The organism is Pseudomonas sp. GL-RE-26, from assembly GCF_019956275.1.
Taxonomy (GTDB): domain Bacteria; phylum Pseudomonadota; class Gammaproteobacteria; order Pseudomonadales; family Pseudomonadaceae; genus Aquipseudomonas; species Aquipseudomonas grandcourensis.
This window is the reverse complement of sequence record NZ_JAHBDI010000034.1, coordinates 1-22477: the sequence shown is the minus strand read 5'-3', so window position 1 is coordinate 22477 and position 22477 is coordinate 1. Positions and strand designations below refer to the sequence as shown.

Sequence of the window (22477 nt, the reverse complement as noted above, 5' to 3'; positions counted from 1 at the left end):
AAGCAGCCGATCAGTAGCCGAGACCGGCGCGCTTGAGGTACATCCCGTCCTGCGTCATCGCGATCCGGTACTTGAGCACATCCCCGGCCTTGAGCTGGATATCCTGCGAACCCGGCGCGAGCATGCCCGGATTGCAGCCCGGGACCTGGCCCGGCAGCAGTTTCAGGCGCAGCGAGACGATGCCCGGCGGCAGGTTGAACGAGGTGCTCTGTTCCTGAAACAGCCGCGCCGCCAATTGATCCTGGATGTACACACCGATTTCGCAGCTGGTCGCGACTTCCAGGCGCTCGCGGGAAATGATCAGCACGCCATAATCCTGACCGGCAGCATTGACCGAAGGCACGGCGGCGAAAAGGCTGAGAAAGCCAAACAGGCTGAAAACTGACCAGCGCATGGCTGAATCTCCTGAGTTCGAGTCATTGATGGACGCAGCTTGGCCGAGCGTCGCGCCGATTGCCAGCCCGGCAGCTAACTCCAGAACTTGACCTTGCCATGGTGGCAAGCTCGAAACTGGGCTCAACCTTCGGAAAAGGAGTCATCCCATGCAAGTGTTCAACGTTGAAGGCATGTCTTGTGGTCACTGCGTCAAGGCCATCACCCAAGCTGTCCAGGCCAAAGACCCGGCGGCCAGTGTGCGGGTCGATCTGGCGGCCAGGGAGGTGGGTGTCGAAAGTGCGCTGACCGCCGAGCAGGTGATCGAGGCGATCAGCGAAGAGGGTTACGGCGTCAAATTGGCCTGAATTTGATAGTTAGCGAGCTACCGGAATGTTCAAGGCGTCCATGCGCAGCTAGACTGTCGGGCTGCCGACTTCTGCCCCACTGGATGCCTGATGAACTTCCGAACCATTCTGATTCTCGGCGCCTTGAGCGCATTTGGTCCGCTGGCGATCGATTTCTACCTGCCGGCCTTCCCGGCCATGGCCCTGGCTTTCGGGACGGACGAAAATCACGTTCAGATGACGTTGGCAGTGTACTTCCTCGGCTTGTCCATCGGTCAGTTGGCCTATGGCCCGGTGGCGGATCGTTTCGGGCGACGCATTCCTTTGCTCATCGGTGTCGGTTTGTTCACCGCCGCATCCGTGGCGTGCGCCTTTGCGCCGAATCTTGAATGGCTGATCGGCGCGCGTTTCATCCAGGCGTTGGGCGGCTGCGCGGGTATGGTGATTTCCCGGGCGGTGGTCAGCGACAAGTGTGATGCGGTGGGGTCGGCGAAAGTTTTTTCGCAATTGATGCTGGTGATGGGACTTGCCCCCATCCTCGCGCCATTGCTGGGTGGGTTGTTGGTCAACACCACAGGCTGGCAGTCGATCTTCCTGGCCTTGACCGGTTTCAGTGCGCTGGCGGGGCTGGCGGTGGCGACGGGATTGCCGGAAAGCATGCCGGCCCATATGCCGCGTCAACCGTTGTCGGGTGCGCTGCGTCAGTACGGCCGGTTGCTGGCTGACCCGATATTTCTTGGCCATGCATTGACCGGGGGCATCGCCATCGCCGGGATGTTTGCCTACATCGCCGGTTCACCCTTCATCATCATCAAGCTCTACGGCGTTGCGGCCGAGCATTTCGGCTGGCTGTTCGGCATCAATGCGGCGGGCTTCATTCTGGTGGCGCAGGTCAACGCGCGGTTACTGGCCAAGCGTGGCCCGACGTTCTTGCTGGCGCGCGCAGTGTGGGTTTATCTGACGGCCGGTTTGGCCCTGCTCGCTGTCAGCTCGCTGCACCCGGCACAATTGTGGCCGCTGCTTATTCCATTGTTCATCTGTATCGCCAGCCTCGGTTGCATCAGTCCCAACGCCGCGGCCTGTGCGATGAGCGGGCAGGGCGCACGGGCCGGCAGCGCGTCGGCGCTGCTCGGTTGTCTGCAATTCAGCGTGGCTGCCGGCGCCTCTGCGCTGGTGGGCGTGCTGCACGACGGCAGCGCCGTGCCGATGGCCATGGTCATCAGCCTGTGTGGAATTCTGGTGGTGAGCGCAGCGGTGCTCACCCGGCGTTTGCAAAATGCCCGGGCGCTGGCGCAAGCCCAGGTTTGAGGCTGGAGTCAGCCGGCTGCACGCTGCGGGAGGAGGATGGGGATCTGGTGAGGGGCCTGGATGCGGGCTTCAAGGGTACGCGTGAAAGCGCGAGCTTCTGCTTCGCTGCGGAACGTCACAGCGTGTTGGTCAAGGCGGACTTGCCACTGGGATTTTGCCAGTTCTTTTATCAGGATCTTCATAGCCGATCTCCTCTCGCAAAAGATGTCTCGTAAAAGATGTCTCGTAAAAGACGTTACGCAAAAGAATGCCTCGCAGGAGATTCGATTGTAGTCCCGTATACGGTCACCATTGTGACAAGGATCAACTGTCGGACTGACGGTTTGTAACCAAAAAAACACGGCTTTTCTGGGGCGGCCACAGAGGCTGTCTACGACCGGGATTGCCCGGTCGCAGTCGGAAAACAGCAGAAGTCGATGAAATCAGCGATGGTTTTTTTCAGCGCTTCAGAACCCTTCCAGCACAATCTTGCCCTTGGCCTTGCCGCTTTCCAGCAGGGCATGGGCACGGCGCAGATTGGCCGCGTTGATCGTGCCGAAGTGTTCGCCCACCGTGGTTTTCAGTGTCCCGGCATCGATCAGCCAAGCGATGCGATTGAGCAGGTTGTGTTGCTCGATCATGTCCGCGGTTTCAAACAGCGAACGGGTGTACATGAACTCCCAGTGCAGTGACAGGCTCTTGCGTTTGAGCTTGGTCACGTCCAGCGACTTGGGGTCATCGATCAGCGCCAGTTTGCCCTGGGGTGCCAATGCCTCGATCAATTGGTCCAGATGCTGGTCGGTTTGCGTCAGGCTGGCGACGTGGGTGACCTGATCCACACCGGCACGCTTGAGTGCTTCGCTCAGTGGCTGGCCATGGTCGATGACCAGATCGGCGCCCAACTCTTTCACCCAGCTTTGGGTTTGCGCACGCGAAGCGCTGCCGATGACTTTCAGGGCCGTCAGTTGGTGAGCGAGTTGCGTAAGAATCGAGCCCACGCCGCCCGCCGCGCCGACAATCAACAGGCTCTGGCCTTCAGCGGTTTTGCCTTCGCGTACTTGCAGGCGCTCGAACAACAGTTCCCAGGCCGTGATCGCGGTGAGCGGCAGGGCAGCGGCCTCGGCGAAACCCAGGGTCTTTGGCATGTGGCCGACGATGCGCTCGTCCACCACGTGCAACTCGCTGTTGCCGCCCGCACGCGCGATGGAGCCGGCGTAATACACCTTGTCGCCGGCCTGGAACAGCGTCACCTCACTGCCCACGGCCTTGACCACACCGGCCACGTCCCAACCCAGTACCTTGGCCGCGCCGCCCTCAGGCTGGACGTTCTGGCGCACCTTGGTGTCTACCGGGTTGACCGAGATGGCTTTGACTTCCACCAGCAAGTCGCGGGGGCCGGCGACCGGCTCCGGCAGTTCGATGTCTTGCAGAGCCTTGTCGTCACTGATCGGCAACGAGGCGTAGTAGGCAATGGCTTTCATGGGCGGCTCCGGAACACTAATAAAGAAGAGATTCGATGGGGCAGATGATTGGCTATTTCTCCTGAAGATAAAACCAGCTAAAAGAGCAGTCTCTTTCAATATTTTTTTGATAATCGGTGCTCTGATGCTGCGTTTCGATGACTTGCAGTTGTTTGTCCGGGCGGCGGACCTGGGCAGTCTGTCCGCTGCCGCGCGGGGCATGGACATGTCGGCGGCGGTGGCCAGTGCGGCGCTCAAGCGCATCGAACAGCAGCTCGGCGCCCGATTGTTGGCCCGTTCGACCCGCAGCCTGCGCCTGACCGCCGAAGGTGAGGGCTTTCTCGAATACGCCCGCGCGGCCCTGAGCAATCTCGACGAGGGCCGGCGATTGCTGGCCAGTGGTCAGGACCAGGTCAGCGGGGTGCTGCAACTGTCGGCACCTTCGGACTTTGGCCGCAACCTGCTGCTGCCCTGGCTCGACGAGTTTCAACGCGAGCATCCGAAGCTCACCGTGAGCTTGCTGCTGGGGGACCGCATCGCCGACCTGTTTCGCCAACCGGTAGACATTGCCCTGCGCTACGGAGAACCGGAGGACTCCAGCCTGGTGGCGCTACCTATCGCCCCGCAGAACCGCCGGGTGTTGTGCGCCGCTCCCGGCTATCTGGCCCGGCATGGCGAGCCGCGGCATCTGGAGCAACTGGCACAGCACAATTGCCTGTTGTACATGCTCGGAAGCCGGGTCCACGATCACTGGAGTTTTCACGACGGCAAACGCGAAGTCAGCCTGACCGTCAGCGGCGATCGTTTCAGCGACGATGCCGATGTCGTGCGCCTTTGGGCCGTGGCAGGTGCCGGGATCGCTTACAAGTCCTGGCTCGATGTGGCCGCCGATGTTCTGGCCGGTCGCTTGAAGGTGCTGATGCCGGAGCTGCTCTGTGAGCGCGCACCGTTGAATCTGTTGTGCGCCCATCGCGCACAATTGAGTAAGCCGGTGAACCTGTTGCGTGAAATGCTTGCCAGACGATGCGCCCTTTTGAGCAGTCAATTTCCGGGCTTATCGGATATCGATCATTAGTCGCACGAAAAAAGAGAAATTTCCCTCAGGAACGATCACCACCTACACCGGGCGGAGGAAAGGATCCGCCGAGCAACCCGCATATACTAGCGCCCTCATCATGTCAGTAGCGTCGATCCCCAATGGCGGGTCCACGTTCGAGTCGGCCCGGCTGCACGGTCATCCTTCTGGCCTACGCAGCATCGGCCAGGCAGCGCAAATGAGTGAGCAAGGCGTTGCCGGGCTTATGGCAGTTTCCACGGATTGGCCGACGACACATTACTGGTCAAGATTTCTCTGGGCAGTAGACGAAACGATTCAACAGGGAGTGAATACATGGAACATGCACCTTGCATCAGCCAGATCGCCACGTTGCTGGCTGACCCAAAGCGCAGCGCAATGATGTGGGCCTTGATGGATGGTTCGGCGCGAACAACCGAAGAGTTGGCATTGCTGGCCGGCCTGTCATCGTCGTCGGCCAGTGCACACTTGGGGCGTTTGTCCGCCGGAGGTCTGCTGAAGGTTGAAAACCGCGGCCGCAAACGCTTCTTCCGCCTGGCCGCTCCCGAGGTCGGGGCGGCAATCGAAGCACTGGCCAGCGCGACCTTCGCCAGCGCACCCCAGGATATTCCGGACGTATTCAAGCGTAATTCACCGCTGGTCAAACCCCGGGCGGTGCGTTCGCCATTGTTGAGTGCCCGGCTGTGCGACGATCACTTGGGGGGCACCCTGTCCGCCGATCTGTATCAGCGACTGCTGGAGGCAGGCTGGATCGAGCACTTGGATCAGCGGGTCACGGTCACGCTCAAGGGCGCGACGGAGTTGGCGGCACGTGGAGTGTTCGTCCAGGCGCTGGCTCATCACAACGGCAGGGTTGCCTGCGCCTGCCCTGACTGGAGCGAAAGACGCCCGCACTTGGGTGGTTCGCTGGGCGCGGCATTGTTGCAGCTGTTCATGCAGTCGGGGTGGTTGAGCCTGCCCAACGATTCCCGAGCCTTGCAGGTGACGGCTTCCGGGCAACGCGAGATCTATCGCTTTGCCCTGGAAACCGAGTTGGAAATGGCGCTGTAGGAGCCGGCTTGCCGGCGATGGCGGCCTCTCATCCAGCATCAATACTGGAGGTGATGGCCTTATCGCTGGCAAGCCAGCTCCTGCAAGGGTTTGCCTTTGCCTTTACGGTTTCACCAACCGCGCATCGAGACTGTTCTGCGCCAGGCGTTTGGCCTGATCCTGGGTCATGCCCAGGTGGGTGTGCAGCGCATGGAAGTTCTCGGTGACATAACCGCCGAAGTACGCCGGGTCATCGGAGTTCACGGTCACTTTCACGCCGCGTTCCAGCATGTCGAGAATGTTGTGCTGCGACATGTGATCGAACACGCAAAGCTTGGTGTTCGACAACGGGCACACGGTCAGCGGGATCTGCTCGTCGATGATTCGCTGCATCAGGCGCTCGTCTTCGATGGCCCGCACGCCATGATCGATGCGCTGGATCTTCAGCAGGTCGATGGCTTCCCAGATGTACTCGGGCGGGCCTTCTTCGCCGGCGTGGGCGACGGTCAGGAAGCCTTCGTGACGGGCGCGGTCGAACACGCGCTGGAACTTGCTTGGCGGGTGGCCCATCTCGGAGCTGTCCAGGCCCACGGCGACGAACGCATCGCGGAACGGCAGCGCCTGGTCGAGGGTTTTCTGCGCTTGGTCTTCGCTCAGATGGCGCAGGAAGCTCAGGATCAAACCACTGGTGATGCCCAGTTGCTGCTCGCCATCCTTCAGCGCGGCTGCGATGCCGTTGAGCACCACTTCGAACGGGATGCCACGGTCGGTGTGGGTCTGCGGGTCGAAGAACGGTTCGGTGTGAATCACGTTCTGCTCTTTGCAGCGCAGCAGGTACGCCCAGGTCAGGTCATAGAAATCCTGGGACGTGCGCAGCACATCGGCACCCCGGTAATACAGGTCGAGGAACTCCTGCAGGTTGTTGAAGGCATACGCCTTGCGCAAGGTTTCGACGTCGTTCCATGGCAAGGCAATCTTGTTGCGCTCGGCCAGGGCGAACAACAGCTCGGGTTCCAGCGAGCCTTCCAGGTGCAGGTGCAATTCTGCCTTTGGCAGGGCGTTCAGCCAGTCGTACATAATTCTTTTCTCATCAGGTGCAATGGTCGCCATTCTACAGAGGGTTGCCGCAACAATTGGTAAAACCTGACCAGGCGGTTCATCACACCGTTTCCAGTTCCCGTCGATAAGCGTAGGTATCGGCGAAGCGCGAGAGCAGGAACTCGGCGCAGGCGGTGGCCGGATATTTCGCCGGGTGCAATGCATCCTGACAACCGGGCAGGCATTCGATGGGGGTGTCCGGGTGCGGCTCGGCGAAGAACGGCATCGAATAACGATCCACACCGAGCGGGCTGATCACCCGGTGCGGCGTCGACAGGTAACGGTCGTTGCTCCAGCGCGCCATCATGTCGCCCAGGTTGACCACGAACGTACCTTCGATCGGCGGCGCGTCGATCCATTCGCCTTTGACGTTGCGTACCTGCAAGCCACCGGCGGCGTCCTGATAGAGCAGGGTGATGCAACCGTAGTCGGTGTGCGCCCCGGCACCTTGCTGATCTTCGGAGCTGGCGGTGTGGCGCGGCGGGTAATGAATCATCCGCAGCACGCTGACCGGGTCATTGAAGCGTGTGTCGAAGAAGTCGCGCTCAATCCCCAGCGCGATGGTCATGGCCCGCAACAGCGTTTGCGCGAGGGCCTGCATGTCGACGTAGTGCTGTTCCATCAACGCTTCCCAGCCGGGGATGGACGGATGGCGATTGGGGCCACGCAAGGGTTTTTCCGCCAGTACTTCAGGGTGCCCGGCCGGCAGGTGCAGGCCCATGTCGAAGGTTTCCTTGAGGTCGCTGGGTTTGCTTGGGTCCAGTTGCTCGGTGGCGATGGCGCCGTAGCCGCGATGGTGACGGGTCTGGGTGATGTCGATCTTGAGCTTTTCGGCGGTGGGTTGGGCGAAGAAGCGTTTGGCGTGATCAAGCAGGGCGTTGATGCGAGCCGCTGAAATCGGATGGCCCTTGATGTAGAAGAAACCCCACTCGCGGCAGGCGAGGTCGATTTGCCCGGCCACGGCTGGCCAGGCGGATGGGTCTTCGCTGTAGAGCGGGGTGATGTCGATGATCGGAAGGCTATTCATGCGCAATCCTTAAGAACGCTGAAGATCCAATGTGGGAGTTGTGCTGTGGCTGAAAATTTACTTCGGAATCTCGGCCTTCATGCCTTCCACGTAGTAATTCATCGACGCCAGTTCCGCCGTGGTCGCGCTCACACCCGCCGGGATTTTCTCGATCCCGGCCTGATCCTTGATCGGCCCGGTGAACAGTTGCAGCGCACCGCTCTTGATGTCGGCGATGAGTTGCTCGGCTTCGCTCTTCACCGTCGCCGGCACCAGGTCGCTGATCGGCAGCTCAACGGTGCCTTCCTTCAAACCGCCCCAGTAGTCCTGGGGTTTCCAGTCATGGTCGATCACGCTCTGGGTTGCCTGGACGTAGTGCGGGCCCCAATCGTTGACGATGGAGGTCAGTACCGCTTTCGGCCCGAAGTGCGCCATGTCCGAAGCGTAGCCCACGGCATACACGCCGCGACGTTCGGCGGCCTGGATCGGCGCGGGGCTGTCGGTGTGCTGGAACACCACGTCCACGCCCTGGTCGATCAGCGCGTTGGCGGCGTCCGCTTCCTTGCCAGGATCGAACCACGAGTTGACCCACACCACCTTGATCTCGGTGCCGGGGTTGTACTTGTTCAGGGCCAACTGGATGGCGTTGATGTCGCGGATGACTTCCGGGATCGGGAACGAAGCGACGTAGCCGATTTTCTTGGTCTTGGTCATCTTCGCCGCGAGGAAGCCGCCGACGTAGCGACCTTCGTAAGTGCGCGCCAGGTAAGTGCCTAGGTTCTTGTCCTGCTTGTAGCCGGTGGCGTGTTCGAAGGTCACCTTGGGAAACTGTTTGGCGACTTTCACGGTCGGGTTCATGTAGCCGAAGGAGGTGGTGAAGATCAGGTCGTACTTGTCCTTGGCCATGTTGCGGATCACCCGCTCGGCGTCGGCACCTTCGGCGACGTTTTCCACGTAGTTGGTGGTGATCTGCGAGCCGAATTTTTCCGCGAGTTCCTTGCGCCCCTGTTCATGCTGATACGTCCAGCCGTGGTCACCGATCGGACCGATATAGACGAAGCCGACTTTCAGCGGATCGGCGGCTGCGGCGGTCAGGCTGGCGCTCAAACCGATGGCTGCCGCAACGGCGCAAAGCAGCTTCTTCAACGGACGTTTGTGCATGAATTGGAACTCCATTTTGTTGTGAGGTTGGCTGGGCTCTCTGGCTTGCACAGGGCAATGCAAATTGCTGACCAACAAGACAACAAAACATGAATCCGCGGTGATGCTATCGCGAGCAGGCTCGCGACAGGTCCTTGAAGTCCGATAACAGTGCATGTCCTTGCACAGCTGCCATCCACTGGTGCGCCAAGCCAGATGGCCTTGACCCTCCACAAAACCAATGTGGGAGCGAACCTGCTCGCGAAGGCGGAGTGTCAGTCGACATCGTCAGTGACTGAAATACCGCCATCGCGAGCAGGCTCGCTCCCACAGTTTTAATCGGTGTTGTATCAGGTCCCGGCGATCAGCTGCCGCGCCGCCTGGCTGTGATCAGCAATCAACCCTTTCAGATCCAGCCCTTCGACCTGCCCATCGATCACCCGCCACTTGCCGCCGACCATCACTCGATCCGCGCGATCAGCGCCACACAGCAGCAACGCCGAGACCGGATCATGGCTGCCGGAGAAACGCAGTTCATCGAGCTTGAACATCGCCAGGTCAGCCTGCTTGCCCACCGCCAACTCGCCGATATCGGTACGGCCCAGCAGGCTCGCCGAACCCTTGGTCGCCCAGCCCAACACGCGTTCCGGAGTGATCTTCTCGGCGCCGTAACGCAGACGCTGGATGTACAACGCCTGACGCGCTTCGAGCATCATGTTCGAGGCATCGTTGGACGCCGAACCGTCCACGCCTAAACCAAGCAGGGCACCGGCATCGGTCAAATCGATGCTCGGGCAGATGCCCGAGGCCAGGCGCATGTTCGAACTCGGGCAATGGCAAATGCCGGTGCCGGCGGCGCCGAGGCGGGCGATTTCGTCCGGGTTGAAATGGATGCCATGGGCCAGCCAGGTACGCGGGCCGAGCCAGCCGACACTCTCCAGATAGTCCACGGTGCGCAGGCCGAAGCGTTGCAGGCAGAAATCTTCTTCGTCGAGGGTTTCTGCCAGGTGGGTGTGCAGGCGCACGTCGAGTTTGTTCGCCAGTTCGGCGCTGGCCGACATGATTTCCGGGGTCACCGAGAACGGCGAGCAGGGTGCCAGGGCGATCTGGATTTGCGCGCCGTCACCGCGTTCGTGGTACTCGGCGATCAGGCGCTGGCTGTCGGCGAGGATCACTTCGCCTTCCTGTACGGTCTGTTGCGGTGGCAGGCCACCGTCCTTTTCACCGAGGCTCATGGAACCGCGGGTCAGCATGGCGCGCATGCCCAGTTCACGAACGCTCTCGACCTGCACGTCGATCGCGTTTTCCAGACCTTCCGGGAAAAGGTAGTGATGGTCAGCCGCGGTGGTGCAACCGGACAACAGCAACTCAGCCAGCGCGACTTTGGTGGCGAGGGCGAGTTTTTCCGGGGTCAGGCGTGCCCAGACCGGGTACAGGGTTTTCAGCCATGGGAACAGCGGCTGATTGACCACCGGCGCCCAGGCGCGGGTCAGGGTTTGATAGAAGTGGTGATGGGTGTTGATCAGGCCCGGCAGGATCACATGCTCGCGGGCATCGAACACTTCATTGCACGGCGCGGACGGTTGTTGACCGGCACCGAGTACTTCGACGATCAAACCGTCTTGCAGCACCAGGCCGCCACGGGCATCGAGACCGTTGGAGGTGAAAATGGCGAGGGGATTTTTTAACCAGGTACGGGTCGCAGGCATGTTGGCCGGCTCCTCTGAAAGTTGGGTTCAGGGTTGCCAGCTCAGTGTTGCCCTGTCTGCTGATCCAGGTTCGCCGGGGAGGCGAGGTGCGAAGTGTCGATCAAAACGCTCTGGCGGGCAAGCCCAACCCGACAGGACAACACCCCCCCCTGTGGGCGGCGGTGATTACCAGGGAATGGTTTCGCCCCGGTAATTGATGAAGTGATGCCCGCCCTTGCCGACATACGCATTCACCTGATCGACCAGGCCACGGGTGCTGGTTTCCACGTCGATGTCCGCGCCTTCACCCCCCATGTCGGTTTTCACCCAGCCCGGGTGCAGCGACAGCACGGTGAGACTGGTTTCGCCCAACTGAGTGACGAAGCTGTTGGTCATGGAATTCAGCGCCGCCTTGCTGGCTTTGTACAGTGCCAGCTCCGGCGCATCGGGCATGGTCACGCTGCCCAGCACCGAACTCATGAAGGCCAGCACGCCGGTGTCCGGGCGCAGTTGCTCGACAAAACGCTGGGCCAGGTTGATCGGCGCCACGGCGTTGGTGAAAAACAACTGGCCGACTTCGGCCATTGTCGCGCCGCCGTTCGGCGTCTGGACTTCCGGCCCCTTGACCCCGGCATTGACGAACAACAGGTCAAACACATCGCCCTTGAGTTGTTGGCTCAGGGCTGACACCGCCGGCTGATCGTCCATGTCGAGCTTTTCGATTCGCACATCGCCCAGGGCCTGCAAGGCTTCGGCTTTTTGCGGGTCGCGCACGGTGGCGGTGACTTGCCAGCCATCGGCCAGCAGGGTTTTCACCAGCCCGAGGCCAAGCCCCCGGGAGGCGCCGATGATGAGTGCGGTTTTTGCCTTGGACATGAGTGGCTTCCTTGAAAATTCAGAGTCGTGGATTCAATGGACACTGTTGCCCGAGCCGTTGTTGCAACTCCTCGCGCAGCGCGCCGAGTTCGGCCATGCGGGCTTCGATCAGTTTGAGTTTGTCTTGCAGCAGTTGCGTGACGGCGCTGTCCGGATCGGGCGATTGCCAGATTGTAGCCACGCTGTTGCCGATCTCGCCGAGGGTAAAGCCCAGTCGTTGAGCGGTCTTGATGTATTGCACCAGTTGCACCATGTCTGGCGGATAGTCGCGATACCCGTTGGCACTGCGTTGCGCCGCAATCAACCCGCGCTGCTCGTAAAAGCGCAGCGTGTCGCGGCTGACGGCGCTGGCCTGGGCTAATTCACCGATGCGCATCATGACGTCTCGAGGGGGCTTGACCCTGGAGCATACTCCAGGCTTTAGCCTTGTTGCTCCCTGAATTGATGGAGCAATGTCGATGTGGACTACAACGCAATATCGCCGGTTGGTGCAAGGCAGTGCCTGGTACGACCTGATCGTGACGGTCGCGTTTGTCACACCGTGGAGTTTTGCGGCGTTGCATGGGGTTTTGACGGGAGTGAGTCAGGCGTTGAGTTTGCCCGGCGAGCTGCCACCGTTCGAACCGGTGCACATGTTGATGGCGAATTTGTTGGGCTCGATTGTCTGCGTATGGGCGGTGCTGCGGATTCGTGATCCGCAGCAGGTTTATGGGCGGTATGACGCCGTGGCCAGGTTCCTGTTCTCGGCCTGGCAGGCATATGCCCTGGTTCATGGCGCGAGTTCGTTGCTGGTGGTTTTCCTGGTGTTTGAATTGGCGTGGGGCGTGGCTCAGGTGTTGCCTGTTCGGACGCTTTCGCGAGCAAGCCCGCTCCCACATTTGACCGAGTACACACCCATCCAATGTGGGAGCGGGCTTGCTCGCGAAGAGGCCCGCCCAAACAACCACTAATGCCCAGCCTGCCACGGCTGCCCCAACGAAACCGGCGCGTACAACCGTGTCCGCAGCGCATCCCGTGACAGCAGCACCAGCACCACAATGGTCGCGACATACGGCAGCATCGCCAGCAGACTCGACGGAATCGCCAGCCCCAACCCCTGCGCCACCAGGTGCAGGATGCTGGCGAGCCCGAACAGGTACGCGCCGAGCAGCAGGCGCCACACCCGCCAACTGGCGAACACCACGAGCGCCAGGGCAATCCAGCCGCGCCCGGCGCTCATGTTCTCCGCCCACATCGGTGTGTACGCCAGGGACAGATAAGCCCCGGCCAACCCGGCCATCGCACCGCCGAACAACACTGCCAGCGTGCGCACCACCAACACCGGCAAGCCCATGGCGCTGGCCGCATCCGGGTTTTCCCCGACCGCCTGGATGATCAGCCCGACGCGGCTTTTCAGAATCACCCAAGCCACAAGCGCAAACAGCGCGAACGACAGATACACCAACAGGTCCTGGGCAAACAGCATTCGCCCGATCAGCGGGATCTCGCTCAAATACGCAATCGCCATCGGCTCGAACCCCGCCAGCGGCTTGCCGACCCACGCCGCACCGACGAAGGTCGACAGGCCTACGCCGAAAATCGTCAGGGCCAGACCGGTGGCCACCTGATTGGCGTTGAACACCAGCGCCACCAGGGCAAACAGCGACGACAGCAGCATCCCGGCGAGCATCGCCAACAACACGCCGAGCCACAGGTGGCCGGTGTTGAACGCGACGATGAAACCGATCACAGCACCAAACAGCATCATGCCTTCCTGGCCGAGGTTGAGGACGCCGCTTTTCTCGCAGATCAGTTCCCCCAGCGCCACCAACAGCAACGGCGTACCGCAGCGGACCATGGCGTAGAAAATATTGCTCAGCAGATCGATATCCATCACAGCGCTCCTGCTTGTACGGTGGTGGTTTGGGCGCGGCGGGTCCAGCGCAGGTTCAAGCGCGGTCGGTAGAGGATCAGTACATCGCTGGCCAGCAGGAAAAACAGCATCATGCCCTGGAACAATTGGGTGATCGCTTGCGGCAGGTTCAGGCTCATTTGTGCGCTTTCGCCGCCGATGTACAGCAGTGCCATCAACAGGCTGGAAAACAGGATGCCGACAGGATTCAGGCGGCCGAGAAATGCCACGGTGATCGCCGCATAGCCGTAGCCCGGCGAGACCTGCGGCACCAGCTGGCCGATGGGGCCGGTGACTTCGCACACACCGGCAAGCCCTGCCAGGCCGCCGCTGATCAACAGCGCGAGCCAGATCAGGCGCTTCTCGCGAAAGCCGACGAAACCGGCGGCACGCTTGTCCAGCCCGAGCACCTTGATCTGGAATCCGACAAAGCTTTTCTGCAACAGCACCCACACGGTCACCAACGCGAGCAGGGCGAAGTAAACCCCGGCGTGGACCCGGCCATCTTCCATCAGCAACGGCAAGCGGCTGGCGTCGCCGAACATCGCCGATTGGGGGAAATTGAAACCTTCCGGATCTTTCAGTGGACCGTGCACGCAATACAGCAAAAGGTTCAGGGCGATGTAATTGAGCATGATGCTGGTGAGGATCTCATTGGCGTTGAAGCGCGTGCGCAACCACGCCGTCAGCCCGGCCCATGCTGCTCCGGCCAAGGTGCCGGTGAGCAGGATCAGTACCAGCGCCCAGCGGCTTTGCATCTCGATGATGTTCACCGCCAGCGCACTGCCGGCCAACGCGCCGAGCAGCAGTTGACCTTCGGCACCGATGTTCCAGATGCGCGCCTGATAGGCGACGGCCAGGCCCAATGCGCAGAGCAGAATCGGCAGGGCCTTGACCAACAATTCGGAGACGCCGTACAGGTCGCTGACCGGCGCGATCAGCAAGGTGTGCAAGGTCAGCAGCGGGTCATGCCCGAGCGCGATAAATAACAGCGATCCACAGCCCAGGGTCAGTGCAGCCGCCAGCAACGGCGAGCACCACAGCATCAGGCGCGATTGCTGGCCGCGGGGTTCAAGAGAAAGCAGCATGTGACACTCCGTTAACGCGAGGCGGATGCGAGTGATTGAGGGGCACCGAACTGGCCGGCCATCCAGCCGCCGACATCGCTCAGGCGCGTGTCGACGGTGGCGTGGAGCGCGGACAGCCGACCGCCACACAAGGCGCCGAGGCGGTCGCTGATCTGGAACAGTTCGTCGAGGTCTTCGGAAATCACCAGGATCGCCGCGCCGGCATCGCGCAAGGCAATCAAGGCGCGGTGAATGGTGGCGGCCGCGCCGACGTCCACGCCCCAGGTCGGGTGTGCGGCGACCAGTAGTTTCGGTCGCTGAAGGATTTCCCGGCCGAGGATGAATTTTTGCAAATTGCCCCCGGACAGGCTGCGGGCCGGCGACTGGCTATCGGGTGTCTTGACCCCGAAACGGCGGATAATTTCCTCGGCCAGTGCTTCGACGTTGCCGCGCTGGATCAGGCCGTTACTCACCAAGCCTTGCTGGAACGCTGTCAGCAACGCGTTGTCCGCCAGGCTCAACTCCGGCACCGCACCATGGCCCAGGCGTTCGGCGGGAACGAACGCCAAGCCGAGTTGGCGGCGTGCGTCGGGACGCAAATGGGCGACTGGCTCCTGGCCAAATCGGATCGTCGCGCTGGCGTTGCGGGGCAGCAGCGCTTCACCGCTGAGCAAGGCCAGCAACTCATCCTGGCCATTGCCGGCGACACCGGCGATGCCGACAATTTCACCACGGCGCACTTCAAGGTCGATGTTGGCAAGCGAGCAGCCGAACGGGTCCGGGTTGTGCCAGGACAAGCCACGGACATCAAGGAATGCATCACCTCCAGTAACCTTCGGATAGTCTGCGATCAACTCCGCCGCTTCACCGACCATCAAGCGCGCCAGTTGCTGATCCGAACATTCGGCCGGCACGCAATGCCCGGCCACCCGACCGCCTCGTAAAACCGTTGCGCTGTGGCACAACGCACGCACTTCCCCAAGCTTGTGGCTGATGAACAAAATGCTGCAGCCTTCGGCGGCGAGCCGGCGCAGGGTGGCGAACAAGTCGTCGGCCTCCTGCGGCGTCAGCACCGAAGTCGGTTCATCGAGAATCAACAGGCGGATGTCCTGCATCAGGCAACGGATGATTTCCACCCGCTGCCGTTCACCGATCGACAGGCTGTGGACAAGTCGCTCCGGTTCCAGCGCCATGCCATAGCGCCGGGACACCTCGCGAATCTTCGGCTCAAGCTGTTTGGGTGTGCCTGCCGCCGCACCCATGGCCAGGGCGATGTTCTGCGCCACGCTCAGGGTTTCGAACAGCGAGAAATGCTGGAACACCATGCCGATTCCCAAACCTCGGGCCTGGGCCGGGTTGCGCAGGCTCACCCGCTGACCTTGCCAGATCACCTCGCCGGAATCGGCATGGGTGACGCCGTAGATGATCTTCATCAGCGTGCTTTTGCCCGCGCCGTTTTCGCCGAGCAGGGCATGGATCTCGCCAGGGGCAATGGACAGGTCGATGGCATCGTTGGCCAGGCAACCGGGGTAGCGTTTGCTGATTCTGCGCAACTGCAGGCGCGGAACCGGATCGGGGATTGGAGCGTGATTGGGCATGACAGGCTCAGTGCTGTTGGACTTGTGCCTGTGGATAAAGCAATTTTCTGGCCACTAGGTCAGGAAAACCTCGAAGTCCTGCGACCAGAGGCGTTGAGTACGCAGCTTTCAGATGTGCCAGGCAGAGCCCGGCACCACATGGGGGCAATGGCGCAGTTCAAGCCCCGATTTTGCTCGCGCGCTTTTGCTCAAAAAATGAGCAATCGACCACAAGCCATACCGTGCAGGGCGCCGAGACGGCCATGAACGGGTTATCCACAGATTGCTCCACAGTATTTGTGTGCAAGCTCAAAGCACGGGCATAAGCACTGAGTGGCTTTCTTCTAAAGGCGATAAACCGTTGTAACTGTTTGTTTTTATTTGAATTTGATGTGCTTGATGGCAGATTGGACGAAAATTGAGCAAAGTCCGCAAAGCCGTATGACACAAGGGTTACAGCGGTATGTGCTCAGGTTATCCACAGGCGGGTGCACAGCAGATGTGGGCAAATATGGAATAAGTGAAAAATCGGCGTGCCCCAAAAGATCGCAGCCTGTGCTGAAGCGCTTTTAGCGCTGCAACAAAATACGTCCGCGACTCAAATCGGCCAGTTGTGACTGCAAGGTGTCGATCTGCGCATCGCCCACGGCCAACTGCAACTCGACACCATTAGCGGTGAAGCTTTCATCCACAACCAATCCACCAGCCTCCGCCACTCGCAGCTTGACCAGGGCCAACTCGGCAAATCCACAAGCGCAACGCAGCGGCACCCGGCTGATCAGCTCGATCTTCGGCGCCGCTTGCAGGCATTTGTTTGCACCCCCGCCATAGGCCCGGGCGAGCCCCCCGGTGCCCAGTTGGATGCCGCCATACCAGCGAATCACCAGTACCGCGACCTGATCGCAATCCTGCGCCTCTATCGCCGCCAGAATCGGCCTGCCGGCCGTACCGCCGGGCTCGCCATCATCGGTGCTGCGATACTGATCGCCGAGCTTCCAGGCCCAGCAGTTGTGCGAGGCATTCAAGTCACTGTGCTGTTCAATGAACGCCTGGGCCTCGGCCGGGCTGGAGATCGGCGCGGCGAAGGTAATGAAGCGGCTCTTGCGAATCTCTTCGCGGTATTCGCAAAAACCGCTGAGGGTAAATGGCATAAGTGCTTAGATGGCAGGTTTCAGGCCGCAGCCCTTGAGAATGATGCGGATCAGGTTGTCCCCGGCGTCTTCCATGTCCTGTTTGGTCAACCTGGTGCGCCCGGTGACGCGGCAGATCTGCGTGGCGAAGTCGGCGTAGTGCTGGGTGCTGCCCCACAACAGGAAGATCAGGTGAACCGGATCGACCGGGTCCATTTTACCGGCGTCGATCCACGTCTGGAACACGCCCGCGCGGCCTTGGAACCAGGCGCGATAATCCTGGTTGAAGTACTCGGTCAGGCATTCGCCGCCGCTGATGACTTCCATGGCAAAAATCCTCGAGGCTTGCGGCTGGCGTCGGGAGAACTCCATTTTCGCGCGAATGTAGCGGGTCAACGCTTCGGTCGGGTCATCCTCGGCGGTGAGGGTGTTGAAGGTGCTGTCCCACAACTCGATGATGTTGCTCAGCACCGCCACGTACAAACCGAGCTTGTTGGTGAAGTAGTAATGCAGGTTCGCCTTGGGCAGCCCGGCATTCAGGGCGATGGTGTTCATGCTCGTGCCTTTGTACCCGTGACGGGCGAACTCGTCTTCGGCGGCTTTGATGATGGTCTCTTCGTTTTTCTGACGAATGCGGCTGACGGGTTTTCCGCCGTGGGCAGGGACTTCAAAGGTCATAGGCACTTCCGAGAAGATGAGAGGGTGCGGCCAGTGCGTTGATAGCGCACCCACCGGCTTCAGACAAGGCCTCATACAATAAAACTCTACCCCGCCCCACAGTTTTCAACGCGTCGCCGCGAGACTCTCGAGAAAACTCTCCAGCACCAGATGGGGTCGACGCCCCTTGCGGGTGACCGACGCCAGGCTCAGGTCATAGAAACGCGTTTTGGCTTTCAACGCGCGCAACCGGCCCTGCTGCACCCAAAGACTCGCGTAGTGATCCGGCAGGTAACCGATATAGCGACCGGTCAGGATCAGGAACGCCATGCCTTCGCGGTCCGAGGCACTGGCGGTGCAATTGAGCGCTTGATAGTGAGCCTGGATCTCCGCTGGCAAACGGAAGGTGGGCGCGATGGCGTCCTGACTGTTCAGGCGTTCGTCGTCCAGCTGCTTGTCGTCGACATAAAACAGCGGATGGCCGACCGCGCAGTACAACAGCGAACGCTCGCTATACAGCGGTTGATACTCCAGCCCCGACAATGCGCTGGCCTGCGGTACCACGCCAACGTGCAGGCGACCGTCGAGCACGCCTTGTTCGACTTCATTGGGCGCGATCATGCGGATCTGGATCTGCACGTCCGGGCCGCGTTCTTTCAATTGTGCGAGGGCATGGGTGATGCGCATGTGGGGCAGGGTGACCAGGTTGTCCGTCAAGCCAATGATCAATTCGCCACGCAAGTGCTGGTGCAGTCCGTTTACCTCGGTGCGGAAGCTTTCCAACGCACTCAATAGTTGCAACGCCGATTGATAGACCTCGCGGCCTTCTTCGGTCAGGGAAAACCCGGCACGTCCCCGTTGGCACAGGCGCAGGCCGAGGCGCTGCTCCAGATCGCTCATCTGCTGGCTGATCGCCGAGCGACCGATGCCCAGCACGGTTTCCGCCGCGGAGAAGCCGCCGCATTCCACCACGCTGCGGAAAATCCTCAGCAGGCGGATATCAAAGTCGCTGACCTGGGCCAGCGGATCGGGACGGCGAGTGCTCATGCGGGTTACTCAAAAGTTTAGTAAATGGCTGACTGAACATTAGAAGAGTTGCATTTCACCGACTTTATCTCCGTGGCAATTTAGCTGCAACAACGGTTTTCAATCCTTACGCCGCTTATTGCCTTGCGAGGTTTCGCCCATGAACTTGCCTGAAAACGCCCCGACTTCCCTGGCCAGCCAGCTCAAGCTCGATGCTCACTGGATGCCTTACACCGCCAACCGCAACTTCCAGCGCGACCCACGGCTGATCGTTGGCGCCGAAGGCAGCTGGCTGATCGACGACAAGGGTCGCAAGGTATATGACTCGCTGTCCGGTCTGTGGACCTGTGGCGCCGGGCACACCCGCAAGGAAATCCAGGAAGCGGTCGCCAAGCAGCTGGGTACCCTCGATTACTCGCCAGCCTTCCAGTACGGTCATCCGCTGTCGTTCCAACTGGCTGAAAAAATCACCGACCTGACCCCGGGCACCCTGAACCACGTGTTCTTCACCGACTCGGGCTCCGAGTGCGCTGACACCGCTGTGAAGATGGTCCGTGCTTACTGGCGTCTGAAAGGCCAGTCGACCAAGACCAAGATGATCGGCCGTGCCCGTGGTTACCACGGTGTGAACATCGCCGGCACCAGCCTCGGTGGCGTGAACGGCAACCGCAAGCTGTTCGGTCAGGCGATGATGGACGTTGACCACCTGCCGCACACCTTGCTGGCAAGCAACGCTTACTCCCGTGGCATGCCGGAGCAGGGTGGTATCGCCCTGGCTGACGAACTGCTGAAGCTGATCGAGCTGCACGATGCGTCGAACATCGCGGCGGTCTTCGTCGAGCCATTGGCCGGTTCCGCTGGCGTGCTGGTTCCACCTCAGGGTTACCTCAAGCGTCTGCGTGAAATCTGCGACCAGCACAACATCCTGCTGGTGTTCGACGAAGTGATCACCGGTTTCGGCCGTACCGGCACCATGTTCGGCGCCACCACCTTCGGCGTGACCCCGGACCTGATGTGCATCGCCAAGCAAGTCACCAACGGTGCGATCCCGATGGGCGCGGTGATTGCCAGCTCCGAGATCTACCAGACCTTCATGAATCAGCCGACGCCTGAATACGCGGTTGAATTCCCCCACGGCTATACCTATTCCGCACACCCGGTGGCTTGCGCCGCGGGTCTTGCCGCACTCGACCTGCTGCAAAAGGAAAACCTGGTACAGAGCGTGGCCGAAGTCGCACCGCATTTCGAAAATGCGCTGCACGGCCTCAAAGGCACCAAGAACATCATCGACATCCGCAACTTCGGCCTGGCCGGCGCGATCCAGATCGCCCCTCGTGATGGCGACGCCATCGTGCGTCCGTTCGAAGCCGGCATGGCGCTGTGGAAAGCCGGGTTCTACGTACGCTTCGGCGGCGACACCCTGCAGTTCGGCCCAACCTTCAACAGCAAGCCGCAGGACCTGGATCGTCTGTTCGACGCGGTCGGCGAAGTGCTGAGCAAGATCGACTGATTTCTCCTTCTATATACCTACAAACAACAGGTGCTCCGAAGCGAGCGCCTGTGGACAACTTTTCAGGAGCTTCCATGAGCGTTATTCCGCATTTGATCAATGGCGAACTGGTGACCGAGAACGGTCGCGCGGTTGATGTGTTCAACCCGTCTACCGGTCAGGCTATCCACAAGCTGCCACTGGCGACCCGCGAAACCATCCAGAGCGCCATCGACGCGGCCAAGGCTGCATTCCCGGCCTGGCGCAACACGCCACCGGCCAAGCGTGCCCAAGTGATGTTCCGCTTCAAGCAGCTGCTGGAGCAGAACGAAGCTCGCATCTCGCAATTGATCAGCGAAGAGCACGGCAAGACCCTGGAAGATGCTGCCGGTGAATTGAAGCGCGGTATCGAGAACGTCGAATTCGCTTGCGCGGCTCCGGAAATCCTCAAGGGCGAGTACAGCCGTAACGTCGGCCCGAACATCGATGCCTGGTCTGACTTCCAGCCGCTGGGCGTGGTTGCCGGTATCACGCCGTTCAACTTCCCGGCCATGGTGCCGTTGTGGATGTACCCGCTGGCGATCGTCTGCGGCAACTGCTTCATCCTCAAGCCATCCGAGCGTGACCCGAGCTCGACGCTGCTGATCGCCCAGTTGCTGCTGGAAGCTGGTCTGCCTAAAGGCGTACTGAGCGTGGTGCACGGTGACAAGACTGCGGTGGACGCATTGATCGAAGCGCCGGAAGTCAAAGCGCTGAGTTTTGTTGGTTCGACGCCGATTGCCGAATACATCTATTCCGAAGGCACCAAGCGCGGCAAACGCGTTCAGGCCCTGGGCGGTGCGAAGAACCACGCGGTGCTGATGCCGGATGCAGACCTGGACAACGCCGTCAGCGCACTGATGGGCGCGGCCTACGGTTCTTGCGGCGAGCGTTGCATGGCGATCTCGGTAGCGGTGTGCGTGGGTGATCAGGTGGCCGATGCCCTGGTGGCCAAACTGGTTCCGCAAATCAAGGCGCTGAAAATCGGTGCCGGTACCAACTGCGGCCTGGACATGGGCCCACTGGTGACGGGCCAGGCGCGCGACAAGGTCAGCGGTTATGTAGAAGACGGCGTAGCTGCCGGCGCGACACTGGTGGTGGATGGCCGTGGCCTGACCGTCGCTGGTCACGAGGAAGGCTTCTTCCTGGGTGGTTGCCTGTTCGACAACGTCACACCAGAAATGCGCATCTATAAAGAAGAGATCTTCGGGCCGGTGCTGTGCGTTGTTCGGGTCAACAGCCTGGAAGAAGCCATGCAACTGATCAACGATCACGAATATGGCAACGGCACCTGCATCTTCACCCGTGACGGTGAAGCGGCGCGGTTGTTCTGCGACGAGATCGAAGTCGGCATGGTTGGTGTCAACGTACCGCTGCCGGTACCGGTGGCTTACCACAGCTTTGGCGGCTGGAAGCGTTCGCTGTTTGGCGACCTGCACGCCTATGGCCCCGATGGCGTGCGTTTCTATACCCGCCGCAAAGCCATCACCCAGCGCTGGCCGCAGCGTGCGAGCCATGAAGCTTCGCAGTTCGCCTTCCCTAGCTTGTAAGTAGAAGGGCGCAGAAGGCCGACCCATTGGGTCGGCCTTTTTGTTTGTGCGCCAGGCATGGCGCGTTGCGCGTAAGCGCAACCAGCTTGGCTGTGGTGGCCTCGCTGGTGACTTGGAGGTGAAAGTCCTCTACACACCCGGCAAGGGGAAGTGTTAGCCAGAGGCAAGGGTGTCGCGGGTGACTGCGAATCTGAAGGAAGCCCGAGGCAAACTGCTGGCCTGACGAACAGGAAGCGGATAGAGGCGGCGCAGCGGGGTAAGAAGGCAAGCATCTTCAAAGCCCGATACTTGCACAGAACGCTGTGACGTAGATCCGACAGGCATAAGCAGGAAGGTCACGCGAATTACCCTGGGAGATCTGCACGTTTGCCAGTGTGCTACCGAGCGTCGAGAGGCGACGGGATGAGCGTGCAGAAGTCAGCCGAGGCCGTAGTAAGTGGCGAATAACCCCGCCACCAAGGGCCGAACAGGTTATGCCGCCAGTAGGCGCCAGAGTCTCGTCGAATGCTGAAACGCAGAATATTCTCCAAGAGAAGACTGTTTCCCCTTGATGCGTCTAGGGCTCAACGAAGCTCGTGCTTGTCACTCAGCATTCAACGGTCGAGGCCCTTGGTGGAATTCGGGAGCACCCCATATGAATCAGGCGCTGCCGAAGAAACTCTGGGATCGACTC

General features: G+C 60.8%; 22 protein-coding genes and 1 pseudogene. 8 read left to right on the top strand and 15 right to left on the bottom strand.

The features are described from left to right. Window positions 1–10: 10 nt before the first annotated feature. Complete coding sequence (locus KGB07_RS20610; RefSeq protein WP_046043756.1) at window positions 11–394, bottom strand: hypothetical protein; 384 nt, start codon at window positions 392–394, stop codon at window positions 11–13. Between the two features lie 148 nt (window positions 395–542). Between KGB07_RS20610 and KGB07_RS20605 the strand changes: the two genes are divergently transcribed. Continuing rightward, window positions 543–740, top strand: a complete 198-nt coding sequence (locus tag KGB07_RS20605) for a cation transporter (RefSeq protein WP_046043755.1) — start codon at window positions 543–545, stop codon at window positions 738–740. 90 nt (window positions 741–830) lie between these two features. Further along, on the top strand, window positions 831–2027 hold the full coding sequence (locus KGB07_RS20600; protein WP_046043754.1) for a multidrug effflux MFS transporter: 1197 nt from the start codon (window positions 831–833) through the stop codon (window positions 2025–2027). Between the two features lie 8 nt (window positions 2028–2035). Here KGB07_RS20600 and KGB07_RS20595 read toward each other — a convergent pair whose 3' ends face one another. Together KGB07_RS20595 and KGB07_RS20590 are read right to left on the bottom strand one after the other, a co-directional pair. Continuing rightward, complete coding sequence (locus KGB07_RS20595) at window positions 2036–2209, bottom strand: hypothetical protein (RefSeq protein ID WP_185754870.1); 174 nt, start codon at window positions 2207–2209, stop codon at window positions 2036–2038. A 264-nt stretch (window positions 2210–2473) separates the two neighbouring features. Beyond that, window positions 2474–3487 (bottom strand): zinc-binding alcohol dehydrogenase family protein, encoded by a 1014-nt coding sequence (locus KGB07_RS20590; RefSeq protein WP_046043753.1) that lies wholly within the window; start codon window positions 3485–3487, stop codon window positions 2474–2476. Between the two features lie 124 nt (window positions 3488–3611). On the opposite strand from KGB07_RS20590, the gene KGB07_RS20585 reads away from it, so the two are divergent. Together KGB07_RS20585 and KGB07_RS20580 are read left to right on the top strand one after the other, a co-directional pair. Next, window positions 3612–4541 (top strand): LysR family transcriptional regulator, encoded by a 930-nt coding sequence (locus KGB07_RS20585; RefSeq protein WP_223466404.1) that lies wholly within the window; start codon window positions 3612–3614, stop codon window positions 4539–4541. Window positions 4542–4856: 315 nt separating this feature from the next. Beyond that, window positions 4857–5591, top strand: coding sequence for a helix-turn-helix domain-containing protein (locus tag KGB07_RS20580; protein WP_046043751.1), 735 nt, complete (start codon window positions 4857–4859; stop codon window positions 5589–5591). A gap of 102 nt (window positions 5592–5693) precedes the next feature. Here the strand turns inward: KGB07_RS20580 and KGB07_RS20575 are convergent, their stop codons facing one another. The 6 genes from KGB07_RS20575 to KGB07_RS20550 all read right to left on the bottom strand — a co-directional run bounded on the left by KGB07_RS20575 (window position 5694) and on the right by KGB07_RS20550 (window position 11754). After that, window positions 5694–6647, bottom strand: a complete 954-nt coding sequence (locus tag KGB07_RS20575) for an adenosine deaminase (protein WP_150727777.1) — start codon at window positions 6645–6647, stop codon at window positions 5694–5696. A gap of 82 nt (window positions 6648–6729) precedes the next feature. After that, window positions 6730–7695: an isopenicillin N synthase family dioxygenase gene (locus KGB07_RS20570; protein WP_046043749.1), complete on the bottom strand. Its 966-nt coding sequence runs from the start codon at window positions 7693–7695 to the stop codon at window positions 6730–6732. Between the two features lie 57 nt (window positions 7696–7752). After that, window positions 7753–8835 (bottom strand): BMP family ABC transporter substrate-binding protein, encoded by a 1083-nt coding sequence (locus tag KGB07_RS20565; RefSeq protein WP_046043748.1) that lies wholly within the window; start codon window positions 8833–8835, stop codon window positions 7753–7755. Window positions 8836–9164: 329 nt separating this feature from the next. Further along, window positions 9165–10523 carry an 8-oxoguanine deaminase gene (locus tag KGB07_RS20560; protein WP_223466403.1) on the bottom strand — a complete coding sequence of 453 codons (1359 nt, stop codon included), beginning with the start codon at window positions 10521–10523 and terminating at the stop codon, window positions 9165–9167. Between the two features lie 165 nt (window positions 10524–10688). Beyond that, window positions 10689–11378: an SDR family oxidoreductase gene (locus KGB07_RS20555; protein WP_046043746.1), complete on the bottom strand. Its 690-nt coding sequence runs from the start codon at window positions 11376–11378 to the stop codon at window positions 10689–10691. A 19-nt stretch (window positions 11379–11397) separates the two neighbouring features. Continuing rightward, window positions 11398–11754 carry a MerR family transcriptional regulator gene (locus KGB07_RS20550; RefSeq protein ID WP_046043778.1) on the bottom strand — a complete coding sequence of 119 codons (357 nt, stop codon included), beginning with the start codon at window positions 11752–11754 and terminating at the stop codon, window positions 11398–11400. A gap of 82 nt (window positions 11755–11836) precedes the next feature. Here KGB07_RS20550 and KGB07_RS20545 point away from each other — a divergent pair, with 82 nt between their 5' ends. Next, window positions 11837–12328: a hypothetical protein gene (locus KGB07_RS20545; protein ID WP_046043745.1), complete on the top strand. Its 492-nt coding sequence runs from the start codon at window positions 11837–11839 to the stop codon at window positions 12326–12328. Here the strand turns inward: KGB07_RS20545 and KGB07_RS20540 are convergent. The 6 genes from KGB07_RS20540 to KGB07_RS20515 form a co-directional block, all read right to left on the bottom strand. After that, a complete protein-coding gene (locus KGB07_RS20540) occupies window positions 12325–13251 on the bottom strand; it encodes an ABC transporter permease (protein ID WP_046043743.1) in 927 nt (308 codons plus the stop codon). The genes KGB07_RS20545 and KGB07_RS20540 overlap by 4 nt on opposite strands. Further along, complete coding sequence (locus tag KGB07_RS20535; RefSeq protein WP_046043742.1) at window positions 13251–14357, bottom strand: ABC transporter permease; 1107 nt, start codon at window positions 14355–14357, stop codon at window positions 13251–13253. The genes KGB07_RS20540 and KGB07_RS20535 overlap by 1 nt, the downstream gene beginning before the upstream one ends. A gap of 11 nt (window positions 14358–14368) precedes the next feature. After that, window positions 14369–15934 carry an ABC transporter ATP-binding protein gene (locus KGB07_RS20530; RefSeq protein ID WP_223466401.1) on the bottom strand — a complete coding sequence of 522 codons (1566 nt, stop codon included), beginning with the start codon at window positions 15932–15934 and terminating at the stop codon, window positions 14369–14371. Window positions 15935–16482: 548 nt separating this feature from the next. After that, window positions 16483–17064, bottom strand: coding sequence for an IMPACT family protein (locus KGB07_RS20525; protein ID WP_223460143.1), 582 nt, complete (start codon window positions 17062–17064; stop codon window positions 16483–16485). A gap of 6 nt (window positions 17065–17070) precedes the next feature. Next, on the bottom strand, window positions 17071–17721 hold the full coding sequence (locus KGB07_RS20520; RefSeq protein WP_046043737.1) for a TetR/AcrR family transcriptional regulator: 651 nt from the start codon (window positions 17719–17721) through the stop codon (window positions 17071–17073). Window positions 17722–17826: 105 nt separating this feature from the next. After that, complete coding sequence (locus KGB07_RS20515) at window positions 17827–18747, bottom strand: LysR family transcriptional regulator (RefSeq protein ID WP_007971880.1); 921 nt, start codon at window positions 18745–18747, stop codon at window positions 17827–17829. Between the two features lie 139 nt (window positions 18748–18886). On the opposite strand from KGB07_RS20515, the gene KGB07_RS20510 reads away from it, so the two are divergent. From KGB07_RS20510 to KGB07_RS20500, 3 genes and pseudogenes are all read left to right on the top strand, one after another. Continuing rightward, window positions 18887–20236: an aspartate aminotransferase family protein gene (locus KGB07_RS20510; RefSeq protein WP_046043735.1), complete on the top strand. Its 1350-nt coding sequence runs from the start codon at window positions 18887–18889 to the stop codon at window positions 20234–20236. Between the two features lie 74 nt (window positions 20237–20310). Further along, window positions 20311–21804 carry a CoA-acylating methylmalonate-semialdehyde dehydrogenase gene (locus KGB07_RS20505; protein ID WP_056725206.1) on the top strand — a complete coding sequence of 498 codons (1494 nt, stop codon included), beginning with the start codon at window positions 20311–20313 and terminating at the stop codon, window positions 21802–21804. A gap of 547 nt (window positions 21805–22351) precedes the next feature. After that, window positions 22352–22477 (top strand): annotated as a pseudogene (locus KGB07_RS20500) (maturase); the annotation flags it as partial.